Genomic DNA, 20,695 nt, shown 5'->3' on the forward strand with positions numbered 1-20,695 from the left:
AATGTCGGCGGGATCGCATGTCGGCACCGTCATCATGAGCCGGGCTACCCGCCGATCGGCCGGGCGTGCGATGGCTGGTGGGTAGCGCCCGGAGTGCGGTCGGCGGGAATACCGGGGGTGCGGGGCACGGTGCCGGGGGTGAGGTTGGTCGGGCCGCCGGGGGTCGGATCGGTCTGCGGGCCGCACACCAGGTTGGTCCCGGAGCAGATCGGCGGGTTGGCGTCCTGGCCGGCCTGGGCCACGCCGGCCGTCACCAGGCCCATGCCCAGGAGGGCGGGTGCTGCGGCGATCGCGAGGGCGCGGGCCGAGCGGCGGGTGGACCGTCGGTTCATCGTCATCCGGGGTGCTCCTTCGGGTCGGTGTCGCGGGGCGGTCCCGCTGTCGTTTGGGACGCTGTCCAGACTCATCGACGCCGGACCGAGGCGAAAGGACACTCAGGGTGCACACCACCGCACCCTGCACATGGTTCGATCCCACCAAGGTGGGGTTCGGTTGCGGTGGGATCCTCGAGACCGCGCGGAGCGACGTCTACTGCGGGAGTGGCTGAACCGCCGTGCCGCCGACGGCCGACTGCTGCCTGCCGGCGCCGTCGGGCGCCGTGACACGCGGGTGCCGAGCCGCGGTCAGCCGCGCGAGCGCGGCGTCGGTGAAGACCGACAACCCGAGATCGGGGTTGTATCCGTGAATTTCCTTGACGTCGAGTTCGGCCAGGAAATACAAGATCTCCGTCGATACCACTTGCCCCGGAACCAATATCGGGAAACCGGGCGGGTAGGGGACGACGAACGTGGCCGATACCAGGGGCTTCCCTCTGGCGAGCCGTCGCCCGGCGTCACCGAGCAGGACGTGTTCACGGTCGGACTCCGCGTACCCGGCGTAGAAGGCCGATCGCATGTCACCGAAGGAACTGGCGCCGTCGGGACGAAAAGCGCTGTCGAACTCGCTGAAGTCGGGCAGTGCGGGCAGATCCTTCGTGATCTCGTCGATCCGGCGCTGTTGCAGGGCGCGATCGGCTTTACCGGCCGCGCTGCGGCTGTTGTCGAAGTCGGTGGCCACCCGGCGCAGCACCTCGAGCAGGTGGTGCACGCTCGACCAGGTGACGCCGATCGTGAAGATCAACAGCACACTGTTGATGGAGGTCTTGTTGATCTGGATGCCGAACCGGTCCATCAGGATCTTCTCGCGGAAGTCGTACCCGTTCATGCCGGTCTTGCCGAGGAACAGGGTGACCCGGGTCGGGTCGAGCACGAACTGATCCGACCGCCACGCCTCGTTCCACTGCGCCAAGCCACCCAGTCTGACCTGCCGGTACGACCTGACTTCGGAGGTGCGGAACTCGTCGGGCACCAGGTCGTCCTCGTCGAGAATGCGGAACCACTTGCCGATCAGCCGGTCTTTGCGGACGCGGTGCCGGAACACCAGCGCCATGTCGTAGACGTTGCGGACCAACTGGAAGCCCTCGATGTCGACCTGCCTGCGCGCCAGGTCCAACGACGCCAGGAGTTGCTGGTTCGGCGATGTCGAGGTGTGGGTCAGAAATGCCTCGGCGAACGTCTCGCGGACGAGAGCGGTGAAATCCTGGTCCCGGATGTGGATCATCGACGCCTGCCGCAGAGCGGACAGCGATTTGTGGGTGGAATGCGTCGCGTACACGCGTACCCGCGCACGTCCGGGGTCGGGAAGCAACCGGCGGTCGCTCCACTCGGCACGGTCGACTCCCTGCATGGACGCGCGCCACGTGCGGTACTCCTCGGCGTACCCGGGCGACGACAACCTCGATTCGAGTTGCTCGGCGGCAACCATCGCGGTCCGCTGTCGCGCCCACGGCACCGCGGTCGCGAACGCGTACCACGCCTCGTCCCACAGGAAGCAGATGTCCGGTTTGATCGCGAGGACCTCTTCCATCACGCGCTGGGGGTTGTAGACGATGCCGTCGAACGTGCAGTTGGTCAACAGCAGCATCCGCACTCGGTCCAGCTGTCCGGCCGCCTCGAGATCCAGCAGCGCCTTCTTGATGGTGTGCAGGGACACGGCGCCGTAGATAGCGAACGGCTCGAGCGGATAGGCATCCAGGTACATCGGGTACGCCCCGGCCAGCACCAAGCCATAGTGGTGTGACTTATGGCAGTTGCGGTCGATCAGAACGATGTCGCCCGGCCGGGTGAGGGCCTGCACGACGATCTTGTTGGCGGTGGAGGTTCCGTTGGTGACGAAGTACGTCCGATCCGCGCACCACGTCTCGGCGGCTTTGTCCATCGCCGCCCGGATCGTGCCGTGTGGATCCAGCAGTGAGTCCAGCCCGCCGGAGGTGGACGACGTCTCGGCCATGAAGATGTTGCGACCGTAGAACTCGCCCATGTCCTGCAGCGACTTGGAGTTGAAGATGCTGGCGCCGCGTGCGACGGGAAGCGCGTGGAATTGGCCGACCGGCGCGGCCGCATAGGCACGCAGGGCATCGAAGAAAGGTGTGGCGAACCGGGCGCGAACGCCGGCGAGCACCGTGCTGTACAGGTCGGTGACGTCGTTGAGCCGATAGAACGTCCGATCGTAGACGTCCGTCTCGTCCTCGGTCTCCGCGGCGATCGACTCGTCGGTGAGCAGATACAGGTCGATATGCGGCCGCAGTTTCCGGATCCATTCGCCGCATTCGACCCAGTCGCGGGTGCGGTCGGTCACGACCACGTCGTCGTTGGCGCCGAGCAAGGTGGTCATCAGCGGGACCCGGTCGGAGGAGCGGAGGGGGAGGTCGTGCCGGATGATCGCCGCCTGGATTTCGCCGTTCAACGCGACGGCGGTGATGGCGTCCTCGATGCTGGTCACGACGAGCAGCTCGAACTGCACATCGTCCGAAGGGTCGCGCAGCGCCCGGAGGCTGTCCGCCAGGCCGTCGGGAGCCTCGGGCGGGGAATCGTCGCCGAGCAAGACGGTGTAGAACTGCTGCTGCTTTGCTCGCGCCACGAGCTCCTGATCGGCCAACGGCGCCGATGTGTCGAACACAGCCGCGCGGTCGCCGTACTCGGAAAGCAGGCGCACGGCCAGCGACACTTCCTCGGTGAGCCGCGCCGTTGCCAGATCGTCGAGATATCCGCGGAACGCCGCCAATCTCGCCGGGCCCGGGTACAGCCAGTACCGCTCATAGGTGCCGAGACGATCGAGCAGACGCCGCACCCGGGCGGCTTCGTGGGTGGTGTCCAACCCGGCACGACCGACATCGGCGAGCCGACGGCACGCGTCGTCGAGCAGATTCCACGTGTCGATGCGCGAGTACGACGGGTTCGCTACCGCCGCCAGCGCGGAAACCGAAAGCCCTTTCGGGCGCTCGCCGTTTCGGTGCATGTTGTCGGTTCCGCCCTCCATCGGTGGGCGAAGTGGTCTGTCGGCACGGCAGGCCATCCTGGAACATCCCTGCACACATTGTGCTCCGCCCTAGATCGAATTCCTAGGTGGAGTTCGCCAAGTCGTCGCTACCGGGACATATGCCGCTCGCGACACTCGCGCCTCGAATGCCGCCCCCCTCGGACCTGGCGATCTCGGCGCCCTGCGTAGCGGGGTAGCGAAACCGGCGAAGGATGTGTTCACGATCGCGCCCCGAGCCTTGCGCCGGCGTGTGCCGAGGTCTCATGCTTCATGAACAGGAACACCGCGCACGTCGAGGGCCGTCATGCGGTCCTGATCGTCCGGGCAGATCTACCACGGGCCGGTGCCGGTGTGCGCGAACACCCAGAGGAGGACATCGCTCAGAGCATTCTCATCTCCTGGCTTCGCACCAGTGCCGTCGATGCCGGCGGGAGCGACACGGGCCTGCGAGACGTGCGGTGATTCCAGCTGCGCGCAGACGCCCGAACCGTGGCACGTCACTCCACAGCGAAGGAGCAGACAATGTCCACCATCCACTTCAAGGAGACGACGAACTCGACACCGGAGCAGTTCGTGGCCGCACTCACCGATTTCGGCCCCGGCCGCTCGCAGGTGTTCGGCAACAGCGCCGACGAATACCTCGAGGTGCACAACCGGGGCCGCCGTGAGGCCGACGTCACGGAGGGTTCGCACGGCATCTGGGAACGCCTGCACTATGACTGGTCGAACCCGGACCGGGTCGTCATGACGACCACCGACTCGAACGTGTGGGGCGGCCACTCCGGTCACACCTACACCTTCGAGCGCAGGCCCGATGGGAAGACCGATGTGGATGTCGTCGTGGTGCGCGAGGGCAAGAATCTCAAGGGCCGGGTCCTCGAAGTCGTGGTCGGGACCGTCGGCAGACGCGTCCTGCGACAGGCCCTCGACAAGACCGTCAAGGCTATCGAGACCCGCGACGACGGCGGGGGAACGGCGGAACGCCCGTAACGGGACCGCGCAGCGGCGGAAAAATAGGTATACCCCTCGGTCATTCGACCGTCGCCGGACACCGGTTCTCGGGACAGGCTGGAACACGACTTGCCAGCGCCGTCTCGGGGAGGCTCGTATGCACACGAACCAGGTGGAACGTACTTCGGATGTCGTCGGAGACCGCAGCGAACTGCGCGTGGATGACATGCTGATGATCTATCGCTGCGTGCAGTGCGCCAAGCTGCTCGCGCCGATAACGTCCGGGTGTTCGTCCTGCGGATCCAACGAGCTCGAGAGCGTGCCGTCGTCGGGTACGGGTTCCGTCGTGTCGTGGCGGGTAGTGGACCGGGCCCCGACCGACCGGCAAGGCGGGTTGGTGCCGCTGACGATCGCCATCGTGGAGCTCGACGAAGGCCCGTGGGTCTACACCTCCCTCGAAGGGGAGATCCCGGCGTCTCCGGACCGCTCGGTGCGCGTTCGATTCCAGCCCCATCCCCGGGAAGGCAGATTCCCGGTCTTCGCGGTCAGCACCGATCCGCGAAACCCATCGTGTCGGTCTCGGCCCCACCTTTCCGCGCCGGAGTGATCGCGCCGAGTCGCGGCATGGATCCCTGGTGCCCAGGCCCCCGCCCCGTTTGCTCGGCGAGCGTACCGCTCGAGCACGTTCGACTCGGGACGATCCTGCCCGGGCGCCACTTAGACGTGCGGAAAGAATGGGTCGGCGATAGGTGCGCGTCCGGCGGGTACGCGCAGGCCCAGCGCCGCGGCTTCTCCGCGTGAGGTGACTCGGAGTTTCTTGAGGATCCCGGCGACGTGGAATTTGACGGTGCTCTCGGTGACGCCGAGATCGAGGGCGATCGCCTTGTTCCGCTTTCCGGCACTGATCAAGGCCAGTACTTCGCGTTCTCGCCGGTTCAGTGCGGCCAGTCGGTCTTCGCCGGGACGGGCGGCTGGGGGTTGGAGGGGGAGTTCGATGGTTACTCGGCTGCCCCACTGTGGAACGGTCTCGATGCGCAGGTCGCCGCCCAACGTCTGCGTCCTGCCTTGGAGTTGCTGCCGGAGGATCGAGGTGTCGAGCTCGCCGGATTCATGGTCGCGGACATCGACGGTGAGGGTGGTGCCGTCGCATGCCCAGGCGATGCGCAGCCGCGCGAGCGTGGGTTGGGTGGTGAAGGCCAGGACGGTAGCGCGCGTCATCGCCCTCGCCGCGTAAGCGGTTTCGCCGGGCAGGGGTTTGCCGTCGCCGCGTGGCGGCACGAAGTCGACGCGCGCGGGGTGGTGTCGCAGCAGTTGCCGGACTTCGTTACGCAGTCGTGTGAACGCGGTGCTCGCCGACTCTTCGGATCGTTCCCGATCGGAGCTCTGTGTCGAGCGCAGTGCCACCAAGGCTTGGGAGGCGGAGTCCGCAGCGGCGAGGCGAGCGCTGCTGTCGTCCAGGCCGGTCGAGCGCAGGGTGTTCAGTATGGCGACGAGTGCCGCTTCGTGGGCGGCCGTCAGTTCGGCGATCGTCCGCGCTCGCTCGCTCGACGCGGCGCGGGACTCCGCTAGATACTCCGGGCTGGCTTGGGCGACCTGTTGCCTGATGGACGTGGCGACGACCCCGAACACCGCGGCCAACTCGGCCGGTGCCGCGAGTTGCTGACCTGAGGTGCGGGGAACGAGGACCAACAGGGTGTCGGTGACGTCGCGCAGTGCCCACACCCACCGTTGGGTGCCGCCGATCGACGCGGTGGTGCTCGAGGACGCCCCTGGCTCGAGTCCGGATTTGAGGTCTTCGAGTTCCTCGAGGGTGATCTTGTCGACTATCGCGGCAGCGCCGGCGACTTTGCGTGGACGACCGGTGCATTCCTGCGTGAAGATCACCAAAGCCGTATGTGGCCACCGGGGGGCGAGGAAGCGGGAGAATCGACGCGCGACCGCATGGAGGGGGCCCGCGATGACATCACGGAGAGCGCCCAACTCCGCGGCGCCTTCGTCGGCTGCTGGGGCCATCATCTCGGACATTCCGGCGATTTTACGCAGGGCGAATAGTTCTGCGAGCCGTAGGCCCCTCGGCAGGCGACCCGGTGTTCTGGATAGGTTTTTCTGGTCTTTCGACTAGTCACCGCGGAGGTCGGCGGCACCTAGCCTCTCAGGGAGACATGCCGAGAGGTGCATGGTTGTCCAGCTCGAGACGAAGGAACCGAAGAAACATGCCACAGCAGGTACGCGGTGTGATCGCCCGATCGAAGGGAGCGCCCGTCGAGCTTACCGACATCGTGATCCCTGATCCGGGTCCTGGTGAGGTGGTCGTCGCGGTGGCTGCGTGCGGGGTCTGCCACACCGACCTGACGTATCGGGAGGGCGGCATCAACGACGAGTTCCCTTTCCTGTTGGGGCATGAAGCCGCCGGTGTCGTCGAGAGTGTGGGCGCGGATGTCGAGTCGGTGGCTGTCGGTGATTTCGTCATCCTGAATTGGCGCGCGGTGTGCGGACAGTGCCGGGCCTGCAAGCGTGGTCGGCCGCAGTACTGCTTCAGCACGTTCAATGCCGGCCAGAAGATGACATTGCTCGATGGCACCGAACTGACTCCCGCGCTGGGCATCGGGGCATTCGCGGAGAAGACCCTGGTGCATGCGGGTCAGTGCACGAAGGTCGATCCCGCATCGGATCCGGCGGTGGTCGGCCTGCTGGGGTGCGGTGTGATGGCCGGGTTGGGTGCCGCGGTGAACACGGGCGGGGTCGGGCGGGGAGACTCCGTCGCGGTGATCGGCTGCGGTGGCGTCGGAGACGCGGCGATCGTCGGCGCGCGGCTGGCGGGTGCTTCGAAGATCATCGCGGTAGATCGGGACGAGAAGAAGCTGGCCTGGGCCCGCGACCTCGGCGCCACCCACACGGTCGACGCCACCGACACCGACGTCGTGACGGCGGTGCAGGAGCTCACCGGCGGATTCGGCGCCGACGTCGTGATCGACGCGGTCGGGCGTCCGGAGACGTGGAAGCAGGCGTTCTACGCCCGCGACTTGGCGGGCACGGTGGTGCTGGTCGGTGTCCCGACGCCGGAGATGCGGTTGGAGATGCCGTTGCTGGATTTCTTCTCCCACGGTGGGGCGTTGAAGTCGTCCTGGTACGGCGACTGTCTGCCCGATCGCGACTTCCCGGTACTGGTGGATCTCTACCGTCAAGGGCGTCTGCCGCTGGAGAAGTTCGTCACCGAGCGCATCAAGATCGACGAGGTCGAAGACGCCTTCCACACCATGCACGCCGGGAACGTGCTGCGGTCGGTGGTTGTCCTGTGAGTGGCCAGCTGCGGATCGATCGGGTCGTCACCTCGGGGGTGTTCGAACTCGACGGAGGATCGTGGGAGGTCGACAACAATGTGTGGGTCGTCGGTGATGACGACGAGGTCGTCGTCATCGACGCCGCCCACGACTCCAAGCCGATCATCGAGGCCGTCGCGGGCCGCAATGTCGCAGCGGTGCTGTGCACCCACGGGCACAACGACCACGTGACGTTTGCACCGGAACTCGGCAGAACGCTCTACACCCCGGTGGTGCTGCACCCGGGCGATGGTGAGCTGTGGGAGATGACGCACCCGGGGGAGTCGTATCAGCACGCCACGGATGGTCAGCGCATCGCGCTGGCCGGAACAGTGCTCGAGATCATCCACACGCCGGGCCACTCGCCCGGCTCGCTCTGCCTGCACCTGCCCGAGGCCAAAGCCCTGTTCTCCGGAGACACCCTGTTCTCCGGCGGCCCGGGCGCGACCGGCCGATCGTTCTCCGATTTCCCGACCATCATCGGATCGATCCGCGACCGGCTGTTCGCGCTGCCGGAGGACACCCGGGTCTACACCGGACACGGTGAGGGCACCACCATCGGCACCGAGGCGCCTCATCTGGCCGAGTGGATCGAGCGAGGCTTCTGAGATCGCCGGAGGGTATCGAGGTCGCTCGCCACAAACCGACCCCGATACCCTCCGTCACGCTCGAACGCGGGCTTCCTGCTCCCTGAACCGATCAGGAATCCCGCATAGTGGCCAACCGGGTCATCCGTCCCTCGGCGAAGAGGAGTGGCCGGCCCGCTTCAGCGGCAGCCGTGTCCATATCCAGGACCTCCCCGAGCATCAACCGATGGTCTCCGGCGGGAACGACGGAGTGCGGTCGAGTGTGGAAAGTCAGCAACGCCGACGCGAGCACCGGCGTGCCGTGGCCGGAAACCGACCAATCCAGCCCTTCGAACCGCTGGTCGAGTGGCAGGCGGAAACGGTCCGCTGTGCCGGCGTCGTCCTGGTCCAGGACCGAGAAAGAATGCCGGTCCAGACCGGCCAATATCGGAAACGTGGATGATTTGTCGTCTCCGAAAAATCCGACCAGCAACGGCTCGAGCGACACGGTGGTGAAGGTGCCGACCACCATTCCGATCGGCTTGCCGTCACGCATTCCCGCCACCACGACGACCGTGGTGGGGAGCAGTCGGCAGGCCCGGCGGAAGTGTGCCGCATCAATTCGGCTCGGCGGTACTGTGGGTGCGGTCATGGGTGCGGGATCCTTTTCGGTCATCCGGCTGCCGACTCCGCGACGACGGCGGGCCGCTCCTGCTGATGTCGTCATGCACCGGGCGGATCAGTGCGGCCCGATCGGTTGCAGGCCCAGCTGCTCCTGTCCGAACATGGTGTAGATGCCGTCGACATCCAGTGTGACGTGGCGGCTACCGGCCACTACGTCACGCCAGAACCGCTGCAGCGGTACGTCCAGCGAGGTCGCGGAGGCACTGGCGCCCTCGACCAGGATGGTCACGGCCTCGAGCGCCTGACGAGTGGCGAATCCGATGTCCCGGCGCAGGCGAACCCGCTCCGCGACAGACACCTCCGCACCGGTCCGTACGTTGTTCTCATGAGCCGCCAGACCCGTCAGCAGCAAGGCCATCGCCGCGTCGATCCGCGCCGCCGCCTCGCCGATCCGCGCCTGGATGAAGGGGTTGGCCGCCGCCGGAGCGGAACTTCCGGCTTTGAGTGACGTCTTCACTTTCGTGCGCATCGCCTCCACGAACCAGTCCAGCGCACCCTGAGCGGCACCCAGCAGCGGCGCGACCAGAATGACGCCACCGAGCGTCGAGAAGTTCCACCGCGCCATCTCGTTGCCGGGAATGTGGTGACCGGGCGCTTGCTCGAGCGTGATGTCGTCCACTCGCACTACTCGCCGGTCTGGCACGAACAGTGGCTCCTTGCGGATGAGCGTCTTGCTGCCCGTCCCGGCGAGGCCGGCGACATCCCAGCTCCCGTGATCGAGCTCGAGATCTTTCATCTCGACCATGAACCAGGTGGTGACGGGTGCGCCGTCGACCTTGGTGACCGCTGAGACCACGGCCCAGTCCGAGTTGTCGGAGTTGCTGGAATACCCCCATGACCCCCAGATCTCGTAGCCCCCGTCTACCTTCTGCGCCTTGCCGGTCGGGATTCCCGATAGGCAGACGAGGTTGTCGGGCGATTCCCCCCAAATCTCTTCCTGGACCTCGACCGGCCAGTAGCTGGCGAACCAGGAACACGAGTTCCCTACCAGCACTGCCCATCCCGTGCTGCCGCAAGCCCTGCCCAGCTCGAAACCGACTTTGAGCCAGGTCGTCGGTCCGGCCTCGAATCCTCCGAAGCGGCGCGGCTGGCAGAGACGGTGCAGACCCGCGTCCTTGACCAGGCGCGTGGCGTCCTCGCCGACTCGCCCTGCGTTCTCGGTCGCTCTGGCCCGGGCCGCAAGCGCTGGACGCAGCGCCCGAGCACGCTCGAGAAGTTCGTCTTCGGACGGCGTGGCGTCGAGTTCTGCTGCAAGTGAAGTGCCCACTCGTTGCCCTTCTTTACGAAAAAGGATGATCAATGTCCCGTATAGGCGACATGATGTCCATCCTGTGCAACACCGGGCCTTTGTGTCAAGCCTCACAGTACTGCCTCCCGTCGGTTACGCACCATGAGGGCCATGTGTCGCGGCGGTGGTCCGGCTCGCCCGGATCGCCTTCGGCGGGCGGCCGTTCGGATGTTGGGATCGGTGGCCTGTCGGCCTGGGTGCGCACTTGACTCGCTGGTACGCGCGAACTGCGCGGGTGGACGACGGTTGTCTGCGCAGCCATATTGACTGTCTTTTATAGAAGACATATCGTCCTTATGTAGAGACATCGCCGCCCGGAATGGATTTGTGCATGAAACTGACTTCTCGCTTCGAGGTACCCGCGCCGCCCGACAAGGTCGTCGCTCTGTTCTTCGATCCCGCCACCATGCGTGAGTGTCTGCCCGGCTGCGAAGAGTTCGAGCAGGTAGACGAGACGACCTATCGCGGCACGCTGGTCAACGAGATCGCCCACGTGAAGTTCAAGGCCGTGTTCTCCGCGGTCATCACCTCGGTCGAGGAAGCGGGCGACGGCGACGGCGCCTCGACCGTGAGCGCGATCCTCAAGGGCGAGGACCGCAGGCTGGGGAGCACGATCAAGATCGACGCGCGCCTCCGGATCACACCGCAGGGCGAGGCGTCGGCTGTCGACTACGAGCTGGAAATGGCGATGTGGGGCAAGCTCGGTCGCCTGGGCGAAGCCGTCATCCGGCGTCGCAGTATCGAAGTGGAGCGTCAGTTCGCCGAAAACGTGGCGGCGGTCTGCGCCGGGCGTCCCGTGCCGCACACCGGTGCCAAGCCGGCCAAGAACCAGGCGCCGGTCGCGGGCGTGTCCAGCGCTACGACGGCGGTCGCCGCGCAGCCCGCGGAACTCACCGGACCGGTGGCCTCACGGGAGACATTCGCCTCCGGCCGTGGCAACGACCTGCCCTTCCTGGTGGCGGTGGCGGCCGCAGCCTTCGCGTGGGGCGTCGTGATCGGTGGATGGAGGCGCGCCCGCTGATGTCGACCGTCCACATTCCCGGCACGCTCGACGAGGCGCTCGGTCTTTTGCACGAGCTCGACGACACCATGGTGTACGGCGGCGGCACGGCGATCCAGATCCTGCTCAAGCAGGGCATTCTGTTCACCGAGGACTTCATCGACATCAGTGCCGTGCCGGGGTTGCGCGAGATTTCCGTGACGCCCGACGCCGTCACCGTCGGCCCGCTGGTCTCGCTGCGGCAGATGGAGCGAGACGAGCGGATCGTGTCCGCCGCGCCGTTGGCCGCTTCGACGTATGCCAAGGTGGCGAACCCGCGAGTACGCAACACCGCGAGTGTCGGCGGGAACATCGCGCACGGCGACTACCGGCTCGATCCGCCCACCGCCTTGCTCGTGCTGGATGCGACTGTGCTGCTGAGCTCCGTTCGCGGGACGCGCGAAGTGTACGCACGCGAATTCTTCGTCGACTTCCAGGTCACCGCGGTGCAGCCGGACGAGATGATCACCGCTATCCGCATTCCACGCCAGCCCGCCGGCGCCGCGGGCTCGTTCGTCAAATACAGCAGCCTGGCCGAGAACGACTGGCCGTGCGCTTCGGCCGCCGCACTGGCCGTTCCCGGCGAAGAGTTCATCGAGCTGCGGCTCGGGCTCGGTGCGCTCGCGCCCACCACCCGTTACCTGGCGCTGGATGTCGAGCCGGACATGTCCGACCAGCAGATCGTGGACGCGGCCATCGATATCGCGAACACAGCCATCGACCCCATCGAGGACATCCGGGGTGGCGTCGCGTACAAGGCCCGGCTCGGTCGTGTCGCCGTCGAGGAGGCCGTTCGCGCAGTGATGAAGGAGCTACACGATGTCTGAGGTTCAGACGAGTCTTGGATCGAGGCCGGAACCCGACGCGGGCGAGCCGAACGCCACCCTGCTGGACCCGATCGAGGGCGTCGGAGCCGAGCGCAAGCGTTTCGACGCCCTGGGCCGCGTTCGCGGGACGATTCGCTACGTCGGTGACGAGCCCGTCCCGGTCGGAACCGCCTTCGTCGCCGTGCACCGCAGCACCCAGCCGCACGCGAATATCGTTCGTGTCGATGTGACCGCGGCCGAACGTGTCCCCGGCGTGATCGCCGTCGTCACCGGGCAGGACCTCTACAAGGAGTTCGGTGACCGTCTGTTCACCGGACCCGCTTTCGCCGATCAGCCCTCGCTCGCGGTGGAGAAAGTACGCTACGCGGGAGAGCCGGTTGCCGCGGTGCTGGCTGCCGACATCGCCACGGCGCGCACCGCGGCCGACGAAATCGTGGTCGAGTACGACGAACTTCCCGCGGTCTACGATGTCGCCGATGCCCTCGACGGTGATGTCTATGTCCACCAGGAGCTGCGTCCTTCGTCCGTGTTCGCCGACCTGGCGCATCTTTCCGGCGTCCGCGATACGAACGTGGCGTACCAGTACCGTCAGGTGAAAGGTGACGCGCCGGCCGCCCACGCCACAGCCGCGACGTCGGTCGAGGCCACGGTGTACGCGCCACCCACGCATCACGTCACCATCGAACTCCCGTCCACGGCGGCCTGGGTGGAGAGCGGGCGACTGGAAATCCTCACTACGACGCAGACCCCCTCCTATGTGCGGCAGATGGCCGCGGACCTACTCGATCTGCCGTTGTCCCACGTCCGGGTCCGGACGCGTGCGCTCGGGGGTGGATTCGGCTGCAAGATGTACGACCGGCTGGAGCCTCTGGCCGCGGCCCTGGCCTGGAAGTTCCAGCGCCGGGTGCAGATTCCCACGACCCGTGAGGAGGCCTTCCAGCTCACCACGCGTCACGGAGCGCAGGTGATCGCCCAGCTCTCCGCCGATGCCCAGGGCAACCTGGTGGCCTCGACCGCGGACGTGCGCTACGACACCGGAGCTTTCGCGGACGTCGGTCCGCGCATCGCGGCGAAATCCGGCATGGTCGTGCCCGGTCCGTACCGGATCGAGAATGTCGAAGTCCGTTCGCGATGCATCTACACCAACAAGGTGTCGGCCGGCCCCTTCCGGGGTTTCGGTGTCCCGCAGGTCACCTGGGCCCACGAAACGGTGATCGACGAGCTGGCACGTGAACTCGGCGAGGACCCGTACGAGTTTCGTCGCCGTCACCTGCTGCGCGAGGGCGACGTCGCGAGCATGGGCACCAAGATCCACAGCGCCGACTTCGTGCGGTGCCTCGACGCGGTCGCCGAAGCGATCGACTGGGCGCGGCCTGCGCCGGACAGCGACGGGCGGATCCGGTACGGCAAGGGAATCGCGGTGGGCATGAAGGCTGTGCTCACCCCGACCGTGGCGAACGCGACCTTGAACTTCAATCAGGACGGCTCGGCGACCCTGCTGATCAGCACCGTGGACATGGGGCAGGGAGCCGACACGATCATGTCGCAGATCGTTGGTGAGGTCCTGCGCATCCCCTCGCGGCGCATCTACGTCGTGCAGGCCGATACCGACGCCACTCCGTACGACACCATCACGGCGGGGAGTCGCTCGACCTACCACACCGGCAACGCGGTGCGGCTGGTGGCCGAGGAGATGCGCGCGAAGTTGCTCGCCGTCGCCGCGGAGCAGCTGACCCGTGCGGTCGCCGATCTTCAGCTCACCGCCGAAGGTGTCTGCGACCGCGCCGGCAAGCTGCTGCTGACCCTGCCCGAGGTCGTCCACCGCAAGTTCGGGGCGCGCGGCGCCACGGTGACCTCGACCGCGAACTTCACCAGCTGGTGGCACCCTTACGACAAGGTGACCGGCCTCTCGGAGAAGGCCACCGAACACTGGTTCGCCGGTGCGGTCGGCGTCCGGATCGCGGTCGACACGGCGACCGGCCGCGTGACCACCGAGCACATGGCCGTCGCCGGCGACGTCGGCAAGGCGATCAATCCCGTTCTCGTGGAGCAGCAGCTGACCGGTTCGGCGATCATGGGCATCGGGCACGCACTCTTCGACCAGCTGGTCTTCGACAAGGGGCAAATGGTGAACGGCACCCTGCTGGACTACCAGTTGCCCTCGATCAAAGACACACCTGAGCGGTTGACGCCGATCATCATCGAAGACCCGCACCGCGACGGTCCCTTCGGCGCCAAGGGTGTCGGTGAGACCGGGATCTTGGCGGTGGCTCCCGCCTACGCGAACGCCATTCGCGACGCGCTGGGTGTCCGGCTGACCCGTCTGCCGCTCACCCCCGAATCGATCCTCGACGCAATGGACAAAGGAGGGGCGGCGTGAAATCGATCGACCTCGAGGTCAACGGCACCGCGCACCATGTCTCGGTAGGTGATCAGGAGGTGCTGCTGGACGCGTTGCGCGGGCGAATCGGCGTCACCAGTGCCCGGGAGGGCTGCGGCGTAGGTGCGTGTGGCGCGTGCACGGTGCTGTGCGACGGGATGAGTGTGTCCTCGTGTCTGGTGAACGCCGCGCGCTACAACGGGAAGGCGCTGACCACGGCAGACGGTCTCGCGGCGGACGACGTGGTCGTCAGTGCCTTCGTCGAGTGCAATGCGATGCAATGCGGATACTGCATCCCGGGATTCGTGTTGATGACGAAGGAACTGCTGGCGGAGAACCCCGCGCCGTCCGATGACGAGATCCGGGATCACCTGGAGGGCAACATCTGTCGCTGCGCCTCCTACCCGGAGATCATCAAGGCCGTTCGGCTGGCCGCGCAGCGGACGGGGGGAGTGGCCTGATGCCTGCGCTCGAACGCCCTTGGGGCACCTGCCATTATCTCGATGAAGGTTCGGGTCCGCTGGTCGTGCTCTTGCACCCGCTCGCCGAGTCGGGGGAGATATGGCGCACGGTGATCGATGAACTGGCGCCCCGCTTCCGGGTTGTCGCGCCGGACGCCCGAGGGCACGGCTCTTCGCGCTGGGATGGTGCGCCGTTCACCATCCCGGAGCTCGCCGATGACGTGGCGGCGCTGATCGGGCACATCGGGGTTGGACCGGCGCGCGTCGCCGGGTTGTCGATGGGCGGGTGCACGGCGATCGCTCTGGCCATTCGCCACCCCGACCGGGTCTGTCGCCTGCTGCTCGCGGACACGACCGCGGACTACGGGCCCGAGAAGGAATCAGCCTGGGCGGACCGGGCGGACAAGGCGGTGTCCGTTCCCCGGGACCAGCAGCTCGCGTTCCAGGTATCCCGGTGGTTCTCGCCCGCATTCGTCGACCGGGACCCCGCGGAGGTCGACCGGGTGTCGGCGATCTTCGTCGCGACCGACTCTCGGGCGCATGCCGCCGCGTGCCGTGCGATGGGCGCGTACAGCGACGCCGACCGCCTCGGCGAAGTGGTCGTGCCCACCCGGGTGCTGGTAGGTGAAGACGACTACGCCACCCCACCGGCGATGGCGCAGGAACTTCACAAAGGCATCGCCGGGGCCGAGCTGTACGTGCTGCCGAAGGTGCGCCACATGTCGCTGATCGAAAGCGCGGAGGCCCGCCAGTTGTTGTCCGAACACCTCGGGTGACCAACGCCGCCCGAAACGTGCCGGGTTCGCCCACGGCACATCTGCTCGCACCGCCACAACCGAACGCAAGCAGGCCCGGCTGCTCCGAACACAGTGCAGGGCACCGGTAGCCGACGGCCCCTGCGCCGATCCAGCCCCGGTCGGCCGCCGCCGACCGGGGCTGGATCAGCCAGGTCACCGCACGAAAGTAGGGCTGTCGTGGTTGCTCGGTGCGGCCCCTCCGATCCGGACGCTGACGCGTGCGGCGGCATCGCGGATCGACGATCCCACGTGATCGAGATTCTCCCAATCCAGCTCGCTGGAAAAGGCAAGTGTCACCAGGGCGAGCTTCGGACGGCCATCGGGTCCGAACACTGTCGCGGACGCGGCGCTCTGAGCTAGGTTGAATTGGCGGATACTGGCGCCGTATCCGCGCTGACGGACGCGCGCGAAGAGTTCACCGAGCCGATCGAGGTCCACCTCGGTGAACTCGGTGAAGCGTTCCAGCCGCTGGTGGCGGGTCATCTCGACGAATTCTTCCCACGGCCGGTACGGCCAGAACGCGTGCATCAGCCCGGGCGTGGAGAAGGGAAACCGGTCGCCCACGTCGACGGTGACACGCAGACCTCGGCCCGGATCTCCGACAGCGGCGACCGTGTAGCCGCCGGACCCGTCCTCCTCTGCGGCGAAGACCACGTAGCCCAGGCGCCGGCAGAGCTGATCGATCTCCTCCTGCACGGCGGTGTGGATCAATCCGTCACTGACCCCGGCGAGTACGGATAGTCCGGGCCCCAAGGTCCAGCCCGAGCGATTGCCCAGATTGTTGACCCAGCCGGCCTGCTGGAGCGTCGCGAGGATGTTGTAACAGGTGGAGCGGTTCAGATTGAGTTCGCTGGCCAAGGTGCCCGCTGAGACCGCGCGGGGTGCCTCGGCGGCGATGCGTTCGATCAGGCGAATAGCGGCACCCACAGCGGGAACCTCATTTGCCACTGCCCCTCCTCGGGATGTCGGAGCTCTCGATGTAGAGCTTCTGCGACAAATTGTCCTCTATGTAGGACGTGGAGCGCAACCGCAGTGATGGATGCGATGTCGCGCCGAAAGTCAACTCTTGACGCGACGCTATCAGCAAATTATCTTCATGAGAAGACAATATGTCTTCTACTGAAGTCATTCCCACTTTCGAACATCGGAGGGTCAGCGATGATCTTTCACGTTTCCATACCGGCAGACGACCCTGAGCGTGTGGCCAAGGCGATCGCCGAGATCTGGGGTGGTGAGGCGTTTCCCTTCCCGCCGTGGCCGGGCGGGTGGGTAGCCATCGCGGGGGACGATCGCGGAACAACGTGCGAGGTGTACCCGCGGGAGCAGACGATGGCCCCGGGCGAAGGGCCCAATGGTGCGGTCGGGCCGCTGCTGGACGAGTCGCCGTCCAAGTATGTGGCGTTCCACTTCGCAACCGCGACCACCAAGTCTCAGGACGAGATCGTCGCGCTCGCCGAACGCGAGGGCTGGCGGGTGGTGCGGTCGCCGCGCGGCGAGTTCTTCGACGTCATCGAGTTCTGGGTGGAGAACCGGCTGCACGTGGAGGTCCTCACGCAGGAGATGCAGACCGACTACCTGAAGAACGTGACTATCGACATGTGGCGTTGACCGCGCCCAGCGATGTTCGGCCGGCGCCGGAGGATCGGTTGCCGGCCGTGCCCCGCCCGACGCGACACCACCAGAATTGAAAGGCAGCTTCGTGATCGACTCGACGGAACCGTGGTTCCCGCCGACCTTGTCCCTGTCGGAGCGGGATCGGCGTTGGCGCCTGCTGCGCGAGATGATGCGGCGCAACGACGTGGAGTGTCTCCTGGTTCCCCCGGCTCCTTTGCGATACCCGGCGGATACCTACTTCACCAACGACATTCCCGGTTCCGCGGTCATCCTCCCGCTGGAGGGTGAGCCCGTGGCGATCCAGCGAGGCGCTTCGGTGGCGGGTTCCTGGCTCCAGGCGCAGGAGTGGGGGGAGGCGACCTGGATCGAGGACATGCGATTCGGGCCGCGCGCCTCGACGATCGTCAAGGTGCTCGAGGAACGCGGCCTGACCGGATCCCGGATCGGGACCATCGGCATCCTCAGCGGGCCGAACCTGTTGCCGTACGGGTGGACCCCGCAACCGATGTGGTCCTACCTCTGTGAGCAGCTCCCGAATGCGACCTTCGTCGATCTTCTGGATGAGTTCACTCGGATCTGGCTGGTCAAGAGCGAGGAGGAGCTGACGCTCTTCCGGCACGCGGCGAAGTTGGCCGAGCAGGCATGTGAGGTGATGCTGGACGTCACCAAGCCCGGTGTCAGTGAGGTCGAGATCTATTCGGCGGTCCTCCACGAGTTCCATCGCAACGGCGCGAGCATGGCGCACGACCTGTTCGTGCACTCCGGACCGGACAACCTCAGCTGGGACGCTCCTCGATGGCTGTATCGGACTCAGCCACCGCGCATCGTGCAGCACGGAGACATGGTGCTGGCCGAGATGATGCCCATGGTCGGAGGCTTGGAAGCGCAGGCGCAGATGTGTATCGCGGTCGGCGACATCGCCGAACCGTTCCATCGCGCCGCCGAGGTGGCCCGCGAATCCTATGAGCGGGGACTCGAGGCGCTGCGGCCGGGCGTGAAGTTCGGTGAGGTCGCCGACGCCATGAACGAACCGCTCAGGCGCGCCGGCGCATGGCACCTGACCCCGCTCATCCACAGCCTGACGCCCCTGACGATGGTCGGGCCGGTGACCGAGGGCACCGACCGGAGCATCACCGACAGGTTCAAGCAGGTCGACGAACTGCCGGGAACGGACCTGGATGTGGTCCTCGAGGCAGGGATGACGATCCAGCTCGAACCCGACGCGGTGTTCGGGCGGCATCAGGTCAATATCGGGGGGAACGTCATCGTGACCGACAGCGGATACGAGGAGCTGAACCAGCTGCCCACCCGGCTGCGATTCGCGACGATCTGACGCGTGAGCGCGCTCGGCCGGCACGGCACATAGGTATCCGGCGGCCCGCCGCGGCCGGCCGGCCGACACCGGTCGGCCGCGGCGGGCCGCCATCCGCAAAACTGCCGGCCTCGCTGCCCGGAGCAACCCGCCGCAGATGGCCTGGCGACACCGCCGCGCGGACTCGGCACCACTACACACCCTGATAAGGAACCCGCAATTTCCATGAGCGATCTCGAGTACGACGTCACCGATCACGTGGCCACGATTCGACTCAATCGTCCCGAGAAACGCAATGCGTTCACCCTGCCCATGGTCGACGCATGGGCGGAACGATTGATCGAGGCCCAAGCCGACTCGCGGGTGCGGGTCATCGTCGTCACCGGCGAAGGTCGCGGATTCTGTTCCGGTATCGACCTGTCCTGGGTCGAGAACCACGACCGGAGCTCGCTCGAATTCAAGCAGGACCTGACCGAGCACATTCATCGCGTTCCGCTCGCCCTGGAGTCCGTGGACAAGCCGGTCATCGCCGCTGTCAATGGTGACGCCATGGGCGCCGGGCTGGACATGGCGCTCATGTGCGACCTGCGCCTGGCCTCCACTCAGGCGCGCATGGCGATGTCCTACGTCAACGTCGGTCTCGTTCCCGGTGACGGCGGATGCTGGCTACTCCCACGATTGATCGGCATGCCACGCGCACTGGAGTTGCTGTGGACCGGTGACATGATCACCGCCGAGCGTGCCGAACAGCTGGGCATGCTCAATTCGGTCCACGACCCGGATGAGCTCATGGACGCGACCTACGAGCTGGCGGGCCGGTTGGCAGCCAAACCTCCGGTGGCGCTGCGCATGATCAAACGCGCGACCTACCAATCGCAGCGGCTGGACTTCCGGACCAGCCTGGATCTGATCTCGTCGCACATGGGAGTCGTCCGTACGACCAGCGACTCGGTGGAGGCATACCGAGCGTTCGCGGCGAAGCGGCCAGGGGAGTTCACGGGCCGATGACAGCGCTGAGCGGACTACGCATCGCCGATTTCTCGCGCATCCTGGCCGGCCCGCTGGCGACGATGCTGCTGGCGGACTTGGGTGCCGAAGTCGTGAAGATCGAACGACCGGGTGGCGGGGACGACACGCGATCGTGGGGTCCGCCGTACGCGGAGGATGGCAGTGCCACCTATTTCCTCGGCGTCAACCGGAACAAACACAGCCTGGTACTGGATCTGACCAGCCAGGTAGGACGATGGCGCGCCCAGGACCTCGCCGTGGAGAGTGGCATCGTCGTTGAGAACTTCCGCCCCGGGGTGATGGACCGTCTCGGTCTCGGCTACGAAGAACTCGTCGAACGTCGTCCGGATTTGATCTATTGCTCGATCAGCGCGTTCGGGTCTGGTGCGGGTGCTGATCTGCCGGGTTACGACCTCATCGTTCAGGCCGTGGGTGGCTTGATGAGCATCACCGGCGCTCCCGATGGGGAGCCGCAGAAGGTCGGCGTAGCGCTGATCGACGTGATCACGGGGCTTTTCGCTGCTCTCGGAGTTGTGGCGGCCGTACGTCATCGTGAGCGCACGGGCGAGGGACAACGCGTCGAAGTCGACTTGCTGAGCTGTGCGTTGGCGGCCCTCACCAATCAGGCGACCGGGTACACCGCGGCCGGGGTCGTGCCGCGACGCATGGGCAACCAGCACCCCTCGATCGCACCGTACGAGACGCTGCCGACCGGCGACGGTGAACTTGCGGTCGCGGTCGGCAACGACAAGCAGTTCCAAGCGATGTGTGAAGTGCTCGATGCCCTGGAGCTCGTCGACGACGCACGATTCGTGTCCAATACCGCGCGGGTAGCACACCGAGACGACCTGCGCGCGGAGTTGGTGACACGGCTGTCCGGCGACGGTGCGGTGAAGTGGGCACAGCGGCTCAACGACGCGGGCGTACCCGCCGGACCGGTGAACGACATCGCCAAAGCATTCGACTACGCACGGTCATTGGGACTGGAACCGACCGTCGATGTCGGCGGGATCGAACTGACCCGCAACCCCCTTCGTATGGCGCGGACCCCAGCACAGTACTTGGTGCCGCCACCGCGCCTGGGGGCGTGA

General features: G+C 66.5%; 19 protein-coding genes. 13 read left to right on the top strand and 6 right to left on the bottom strand.

Going from position 1 to position 20,695, the window contains the following annotated elements:
• Nucleotides 1-44 precede the first annotated feature (44 nt).
• A complete protein-coding gene (locus tag ACT89H_RS22900; RefSeq protein ID WP_445110700.1) occupies nucleotides 45-338 on the bottom strand; it encodes a hypothetical protein in 294 nt (97 codons plus the stop codon).
• A 190-nt stretch (nucleotides 339-528) separates the two neighbouring features.
• Complete coding sequence (locus tag ACT89H_RS22905) at nucleotides 529-3,336, bottom strand: aminotransferase class I/II-fold pyridoxal phosphate-dependent enzyme (protein ID WP_445110701.1); 2,808 nt, start codon at nucleotides 3,334-3,336, stop codon at nucleotides 529-531.
• A gap of 543 nt (nucleotides 3,337-3,879) precedes the next feature.
• Between ACT89H_RS22905 and ACT89H_RS22910 the strand changes: the two genes are divergently transcribed.
• On the top strand, nucleotides 3,880-4,347 hold the full coding sequence (locus ACT89H_RS22910) for a hypothetical protein (RefSeq protein ID WP_445110702.1): 468 nt from the start codon (nucleotides 3,880-3,882) through the stop codon (nucleotides 4,345-4,347).
• A gap of 118 nt (nucleotides 4,348-4,465) precedes the next feature.
• Complete coding sequence (locus ACT89H_RS22915) at nucleotides 4,466-4,915, top strand: Zn-ribbon domain-containing OB-fold protein (protein WP_445110703.1); 450 nt, start codon at nucleotides 4,466-4,468, stop codon at nucleotides 4,913-4,915.
• A gap of 110 nt (nucleotides 4,916-5,025) precedes the next feature.
• Here ACT89H_RS22915 and ACT89H_RS22920 read toward each other — a convergent pair whose 3' ends face one another.
• A complete protein-coding gene (locus ACT89H_RS22920; protein ID WP_445110704.1) occupies nucleotides 5,026-6,333 on the bottom strand; it encodes a LuxR C-terminal-related transcriptional regulator in 1,308 nt (435 codons plus the stop codon).
• A 188-nt stretch (nucleotides 6,334-6,521) separates the two neighbouring features.
• Between ACT89H_RS22920 and ACT89H_RS22925 the strand changes: the two genes are divergently transcribed.
• On the top strand, nucleotides 6,522-7,607 hold the full coding sequence (locus ACT89H_RS22925; RefSeq protein ID WP_445110705.1) for an S-(hydroxymethyl)mycothiol dehydrogenase: 1,086 nt from the start codon (nucleotides 6,522-6,524) through the stop codon (nucleotides 7,605-7,607).
• Nucleotides 7,604-8,236, top strand: a complete 633-nt coding sequence (locus tag ACT89H_RS22930) for an MBL fold metallo-hydrolase (RefSeq protein WP_445110706.1) — start codon at nucleotides 7,604-7,606, stop codon at nucleotides 8,234-8,236. Before ACT89H_RS22925 ends, ACT89H_RS22930 begins: the two co-directional genes overlap by 4 nt.
• Before the next feature lie 91 nt (nucleotides 8,237-8,327).
• Here ACT89H_RS22930 and ACT89H_RS22935 read toward each other — a convergent pair whose 3' ends face one another.
• The gene (locus tag ACT89H_RS22935) at nucleotides 8,328-8,846 is read right to left on the bottom strand and encodes a flavin reductase family protein (RefSeq protein WP_445110707.1); all 519 of its coding nucleotides are present in this window, start codon (nucleotides 8,844-8,846) and stop codon (nucleotides 8,328-8,330) included.
• Between the two features lie 87 nt (nucleotides 8,847-8,933).
• Entirely contained in the window at nucleotides 8,934-10,145 is a 1,212-nt protein-coding gene (locus tag ACT89H_RS22940) for an acyl-CoA dehydrogenase family protein (RefSeq protein WP_445110708.1), read from the bottom strand.
• Between the two features lie 352 nt (nucleotides 10,146-10,497).
• Here ACT89H_RS22940 and ACT89H_RS22945 point away from each other — a divergent pair, with 352 nt between their 5' ends.
• From ACT89H_RS22945 to ACT89H_RS22965, 5 genes are read left to right on the top strand one after another with little or no spacing between them, the layout of a single operon-like run.
• On the top strand, nucleotides 10,498-11,187 hold the full coding sequence (locus tag ACT89H_RS22945) for an SRPBCC family protein (RefSeq protein WP_445110709.1): 690 nt from the start codon (nucleotides 10,498-10,500) through the stop codon (nucleotides 11,185-11,187).
• Nucleotides 11,187-12,032 carry an FAD binding domain-containing protein gene (locus tag ACT89H_RS22950; protein WP_445110710.1) on the top strand — a complete coding sequence of 282 codons (846 nt, stop codon included), beginning with the start codon at nucleotides 11,187-11,189 and terminating at the stop codon, nucleotides 12,030-12,032. Before ACT89H_RS22945 ends, ACT89H_RS22950 begins: the two co-directional genes overlap by 1 nt.
• Complete coding sequence (locus ACT89H_RS22955) at nucleotides 12,025-14,412, top strand: xanthine dehydrogenase family protein molybdopterin-binding subunit (RefSeq protein ID WP_445110711.1); 2,388 nt, start codon at nucleotides 12,025-12,027, stop codon at nucleotides 14,410-14,412. The genes ACT89H_RS22950 and ACT89H_RS22955 overlap by 8 nt, the downstream gene beginning before the upstream one ends.
• Nucleotides 14,409-14,873 carry a (2Fe-2S)-binding protein gene (locus ACT89H_RS22960; protein WP_445110712.1) on the top strand — a complete coding sequence of 155 codons (465 nt, stop codon included), beginning with the start codon at nucleotides 14,409-14,411 and terminating at the stop codon, nucleotides 14,871-14,873. The genes ACT89H_RS22955 and ACT89H_RS22960 overlap by 4 nt, the downstream gene beginning before the upstream one ends.
• Nucleotides 14,873-15,649, top strand: a complete 777-nt coding sequence (locus ACT89H_RS22965) for an alpha/beta fold hydrolase (RefSeq protein ID WP_445110713.1) — start codon at nucleotides 14,873-14,875, stop codon at nucleotides 15,647-15,649. The genes ACT89H_RS22960 and ACT89H_RS22965 overlap by 1 nt, the downstream gene beginning before the upstream one ends.
• 174 nt (nucleotides 15,650-15,823) lie before the next feature.
• On the opposite strand, the gene ACT89H_RS22970 is transcribed toward ACT89H_RS22965, so the two are convergent.
• Nucleotides 15,824-16,618, bottom strand: a complete 795-nt coding sequence (locus ACT89H_RS22970) for an IclR family transcriptional regulator (RefSeq protein WP_445110714.1) — start codon at nucleotides 16,616-16,618, stop codon at nucleotides 15,824-15,826.
• Nucleotides 16,619-16,870: 252 nt separating this feature from the next.
• Here ACT89H_RS22970 and ACT89H_RS22975 point away from each other — a divergent pair, with 252 nt between their 5' ends.
• The 4 genes from ACT89H_RS22975 (at nucleotide 16,871) to ACT89H_RS22990 (ending at nucleotide 20,695) form a co-directional block, all read left to right on the top strand.
• Nucleotides 16,871-17,278: a hypothetical protein gene (locus ACT89H_RS22975; protein WP_445110715.1), complete on the top strand. Its 408-nt coding sequence runs from the start codon at nucleotides 16,871-16,873 to the stop codon at nucleotides 17,276-17,278.
• A 91-nt stretch (nucleotides 17,279-17,369) separates the two neighbouring features.
• Entirely contained in the window at nucleotides 17,370-18,617 is a 1,248-nt protein-coding gene (locus ACT89H_RS22980; protein ID WP_445110716.1) for a M24 family metallopeptidase, read from the top strand.
• A 204-nt stretch (nucleotides 18,618-18,821) separates the two neighbouring features.
• Entirely contained in the window at nucleotides 18,822-19,604 is a 783-nt protein-coding gene (locus ACT89H_RS22985; RefSeq protein WP_445110717.1) for an enoyl-CoA hydratase/isomerase family protein, read from the top strand.
• Nucleotides 19,601-20,695: a CaiB/BaiF CoA transferase family protein gene (locus ACT89H_RS22990; RefSeq protein ID WP_445110718.1), complete on the top strand. Its 1,095-nt coding sequence runs from the start codon at nucleotides 19,601-19,603 to the stop codon at nucleotides 20,693-20,695. The genes ACT89H_RS22985 and ACT89H_RS22990 overlap by 4 nt, the downstream gene beginning before the upstream one ends.

The sequence above is a fragment of the Nocardia aegles genome (assembly GCF_052545135.1).